Raw genomic sequence first — 4,484 nt, forward strand, 5'->3', positions numbered from 1 at the left:
AGCGTGGCTCCCACCAGTAGCAACAGCGCTGGTGGCAGCTGGATACCTACCAGAATGAACAGCCTCAGTGGCAGCGGGATGACCTGCCCGATGGCAAGGCGTCACACCCGTTGGCTTCACTCGATCGGCAGCGCCAGCTGCCGTCGCTCGGCCTCCGGCAGCAGCCTGGCGCCGACGCCGAGCAGGCGCACCGGCCGGCGGCGGCGTTCCCATGCCTGCTCCAGCAGGCGCGCGTAGCTGGCGGGGGAGGGGGCGAGGCCGCGGCTCTCCAGGGTGGTCAGGCCGAAGTCGTCGAAGCGCACCTTCACCACCAGGCCGGCCAGGGGCGGGTGGCCGTGGCGGGCCAGGCGCTCCTCCAGCCGCTCGCAGAGCGGGGCCAGGGCCTCGCGACAGAGGTCGAGATCGGGCAGGTCCCGGGCGAAGGTGGTCTCCACGCTGATAGACTTGCGCTCGCGCTCCAGGCGCACCGAGCGCTCGTCGATGCCCCGGGCCAGCTCGAAGAGCCGCTTGCCGAACTTGCCGAAGGCCTCCAGCAGCCGCTCCAGCGGCACCTCGCGCAGCGCCGCGCAGGTGGTGATGCCCATGGCGTCCAGGCGCGCCCCGGTGGCCGGGCCCACGCCGTGGAGCTTCTTCACCGGCAGCGCAGCCAGGAAGGGCTCCATGCGTTCCGGGGTGATCACCGTCAGGCCGTCGGGCTTCTCCCAGTCGCTGGCGACCTTGGCCAGGAACTTGTTGGGGGCCACCCCCACCGAGAGGGTGATGCCGGTGCGCGCCAGGCACTCCTGCTTGAGCCAGCGGGCCATCCAGGTGGCGCTGCCGGAGAAGCGCTCCACCTCGCTGACGTCGAGGAAGGCCTCGTCCAGGGAGAGGGGCTCCACCAGAGGGGTGAGCTCGTGGAAGATCGCCTGGATCTGCCGCGACACCTCGCGGTACCTGTCGAAGCTGCCGGGCAGCAGGGTGAGCTGGGGGCACAGGCGCAGTGCCCGGGCGGTGGGCATGGCCGAATGGATGCCGAAGGCCCGGGCGGGGTAGTTGCAGGTGGCGATCACCCCGCGCCGCTCGGGGCTGCCGCCGATGGCCAGCGGTACCTCGGCCAGCGCCGGGTTGTCGCGCATCTCCACCGCCGCGAAGAAGCAGTCGCAGTCGGCATGGAGGATCTTTCTCACCGCGGCTTTCTCATCGACAGAGCGCCTGTGTCAGCGCCTAGCCCAGGGCCTGGCCGCTGCCGCCGCGGATCACGCCGACCCCGATGCCCTCGATCTCCAGGGCCTGGTGGCGCAGGTCCACCTCGATGGGGGTGAACTCCGGGTTCTCGGCGGTCAGGGTCACCAGGTGGCCGCGGCGCGAGAAGCGCTTCACCGTCACCTCGTCCTCGAGGCGTGCCACCACGATCTGGCCGTCGCGCACCCGCTCGGTGCGATGCACGGCGAGGAGGTCGCCCTCCAGGATGCCGACATCCTTCATGGAGAGGCCGCGCACCCGCAGCAGGTAGTCGGCCCGGGGAGTGAAGTACTCCGGGGGCAGCGGGCAGTAGCGGTCGATATGCTCGGCGGCCAGTATCGGGCTGCCCGCGGCTACCTCGCCGATGATCGGCAGCCCCTGAAGCGGGGCCTCCCCCTCGACGGGGGCCTCCTGCTCCTGGGCGGGCAGGCGGATGCCCCGGGAGGTACCGGCGATCATGCGGATGGCGCCCTTCTTCTCGAGGGCGCGCAGGTGCTCCTCGGCGGCGTTGGGGGAGCGGAAGCCCAGGGCTCGGGCGATCTCGGCCCGGGTAGGGGGGTAGCCCAGCTCCTGGAGGGTCTTGACGATGAAGTCATAGACGTTCTGCTGGCGCTGGGTGAGGGGGCGTGCCATGCGACCTCCGAAGCGTAAAGCGGCAACTGGATGGATGCGTCAGTGATCAAGTATACAGCATGTTGTTCTATCCAGTAATACAGGGTGTGCGGGCATCCGGCGCTGTCGATAGCACACACCGTTTAAAACACTCCTACGCGGCGGGAATTGAGACCTAGCCCACGGCTGGCTTACAATTCGATCACGTTTGAAACAGCCGTTTATTACGGGGTCTCCTGTCGGGGGCCCACGCCAGGACTCTTCAGATGGCCCAGACCGACACCGTCACCCGCATCCTAGACACCGCCGAAGTGCTGTTCGCCGAGCGCGGCTTCGCCGAGACCTCGCTGCGCACCATCACCAGCAAGGCCAGGGTCAACCTGGCCGCGGTGAACTACCACTTCGGCTCCAAGAAGTCGCTGATCCAGGCGGTATTCTCCCGCTACCTCGACCCCTTCACCGAGCGCTTCCACTGCGCCCTGGACGAGCTCCAGGCGCGCTACGGCGACGAGGTGATCCCCCTGGAGGAGCTGCTCGAGACCATGGCGCGCAGCGTGCTGGAGGTGCCCGCCGAGCGCAATAGCCTCAAGGTCTTCATGCGCCTGCTGGGGCTGGCCTACAGCCAGGCCCAGGGCCACCTGCGCCGCTATATCCAGGAGGAGTACGGCAGCGTCTTCACCCGCTTCACCGAGCTGGTGCGCCAGGCCACCCCCGAGCTGCCCGACGCCGAGCGCTTCTGGCGCCTGCATTTCGTGCTCGGCACCGTGATCTTCACCCTTTCCGGCCTTGACGCCCTGCGCGATATCGCCGAGAAGGATTATGGGGAGCACGTCACCGTGCGCGACCTGATCCGCCGCCTGCGCCCGGTGGTGGTCGCCGCCATGCAGGCCCCGCTGCCGTCGCCGGTTGCGCCGCTCGCCCAGGAGGCCTGAGCGGCTGTCACTGACCCCTGCGATGCCCTAGAATCTGGCCCCTTTCACGCCTGTCGGCGAAGAATCGCTGTTTGCCAAAAGCCAAGGAAGCGAACATGACCCAGCTCGGTCCGGTGATGCTTGACCTGGAAGGCACCGCCCTCACCGCAGAGGAGCGCCGGCTGCTGGCGCGCCCCGAGGTGGGCGGGGTGATCCTCTTTGCCCGCAACACCGAGTCGGCCGAGCAGGTCGGCGAGCTCTCCCGCGCGATCCGCGCGGTGCGCCCGGAGCTGCTGCTGGCCATCGACCAGGAGGGCGGTCGGGTGCAGCGCCTGCGCCAGGGGGTCACCCGGTTGCCGTCCATGGCGAGGCTGGCCGCGGGGCTAGCCACTCAGCCCGAGGTCACCCGGCGGCTCTGCCAGGACGCCGGCTGGCTGCTGGGCATGGAGATGGCCGCCTGCGGGCTGGATCTCAGCTTCGCCCCGGTGCTCGACGTCGACGACGGCACCTCCAGCGTGATCGGCGATCGCAGCCTCTCCGCCGACCCCGAGATCGTCGCCGCACTCGGCGGCGCCTTCATCGATGGCCTCCACGAGGCCGGCATGGTCGCCGTGGGCAAGCACTTCCCCGGCCATGGCGGCGTGGCGGCGGACTCCCACCTGGAGCTTCCCGTGGACCCGCGCCCGCTGGAGGCCCTGCGCGCCCGGGATCTCGTGCCCTTTTCTCGTCTCGCCGGCCGCCTCGACGGCGTGATGCCGGCGCATGTGGTCTACTCCGCCTTCGACCCGCGCCCCGCCGGTTTCTCGCCCGCCTGGCTCGGCCTGCTGCGCCAGAGCCTCGGCTTCAAGGGCGTGATCTTCTCCGACGACCTGAGCATGGCCGGCGCCGCCAGTGCCGGCAGCCCCGCCGAGCGGGCCATGGCCGCCCTGGACGCCGGCTGCGACATGCTGCTGGTCTGCAACGACCGCGCCGCGGCGCTGGAGGTCCTCGAGGCCTGCCGCCAGCGCCCGGGGGCCAGCCGCCTCACCCGGCTGCGCTATGGCCGCGCCCGCCCGCAGCTCTCGACCCTCACCGCGCTCTCTCGTTGGCGCCGGGTCCACGCCCACCTCGAGGCCCTGGCCTGAGCCCTGGCCTTCGTCTCTCTCCTCTTCGACCGCGAGCCCCTGTCATGCCCAAACTCGATGCCGATCTCCACCCGTCCCTCGCCGACATGCGCGAGGTGATGGACAATGCCGACTGCCTGATCAGCCAGGAGGCGGTGGAACTCGCCCTGGACCGCATGGCCGACGAGATCACCCGGGATCTCGGCGAGAAGCTGCCGGTCTTCTACTGCGTGATGAACGGCGGCCTGATCACCACCGGCCACCTGCTGCCGCGCCTCGGCTTCCCGCTGGAGGTGGACTACCTGCACGCCACCCGCTATCGAGGCGGCACCCGCGGCGGCGAGCTGTTCTGGCGCGTCTCCCCGGAGGTGCCCATGGCCGGCCGCCACGTGGTGATCGTCGACGACATCCTCGACGAGGGCGCCACCCTGGCCGCCATCCTCGCCTACTGCCGCGAGGCCGGCGCCGCCAGCATCTCCACCGCGGTGCTGGTGGACAAACGGCACGACCGCAAGGCGGTGCCTGGCCTCAAGGCCGACTACTGCAGCCTGGAGGTGGCCGACCGCTATGTCTTCGGCTTCGGCATGGACTACAAGGGCTACTGGCGCAACGCCCCCGGCATCTTCGCCCCGAAGGG

General features: G+C 70.0%; 5 protein-coding genes. 3 read left to right on the forward strand and 2 right to left on the reverse strand.

The window, feature by feature from the left end:
• Window positions 1-116: 116 nt before the first annotated feature.
• Both dinB and lexA read right to left on the reverse strand, forming a co-directional pair.
• Window positions 117-1,166: a DNA polymerase IV gene (gene dinB / locus IBX53_RS14880; protein ID WP_290910783.1), complete on the reverse strand. Its 1,050-nt coding sequence runs from the start codon at window positions 1,164-1,166 to the stop codon at window positions 117-119.
• 37 nt (window positions 1,167-1,203) lie between these two features.
• Window positions 1,204-1,854 carry a transcriptional repressor LexA gene (gene lexA, locus IBX53_RS14885; RefSeq protein ID WP_290910787.1) on the reverse strand — a complete coding sequence of 217 codons (651 nt, stop codon included), beginning with the start codon at window positions 1,852-1,854 and terminating at the stop codon, window positions 1,204-1,206.
• Between the two features lie 245 nt (window positions 1,855-2,099).
• Here lexA and IBX53_RS14890 point away from each other — a divergent pair, with 245 nt between their 5' ends.
• From IBX53_RS14890 to IBX53_RS14900, 3 genes are all read left to right on the forward strand, one after another.
• Window positions 2,100-2,765, forward strand: a complete 666-nt coding sequence (locus tag IBX53_RS14890; protein WP_290910789.1) for a TetR/AcrR family transcriptional regulator — start codon at window positions 2,100-2,102, stop codon at window positions 2,763-2,765.
• 95 nt (window positions 2,766-2,860) lie between these two features.
• Entirely contained in the window at window positions 2,861-3,868 is a 1,008-nt protein-coding gene (nagZ, locus tag IBX53_RS14895; RefSeq protein ID WP_290910792.1) for a beta-N-acetylhexosaminidase, read from the forward strand.
• Between the two features lie 44 nt (window positions 3,869-3,912).
• Window positions 3,913-4,484: hypoxanthine-guanine phosphoribosyltransferase (locus IBX53_RS14900; RefSeq protein WP_290910795.1), on the forward strand; the 572-nt coding region annotated here is incomplete at its 3' end.

Source organism: Halomonas sp. (assembly GCF_014859505.1).
In the GTDB taxonomy this organism is placed as follows: Bacteria; Pseudomonadota; Gammaproteobacteria; order Pseudomonadales; family Halomonadaceae; genus Halomonas.

Excerpts from the sequence above, each read along its gene's own strand:
- IBX53_RS14890 (WP_290910789.1), top strand. The coding sequence starts at position 2,100 with ATGGCCCAGACCGACACCGTCACCCGCATCCTAGACACCGCCGAAGTG.
- lexA (WP_290910787.1), bottom strand. The coding sequence starts at position 1,854 with ATGGCACGCCCCCTCACCCAGCGCCAGCAGAACGTCTATGACTTCATC.
- nagZ (WP_290910792.1), top strand. The coding sequence starts at position 2,861 with ATGACCCAGCTCGGTCCGGTGATGCTTGACCTGGAAGGCACCGCCCTC.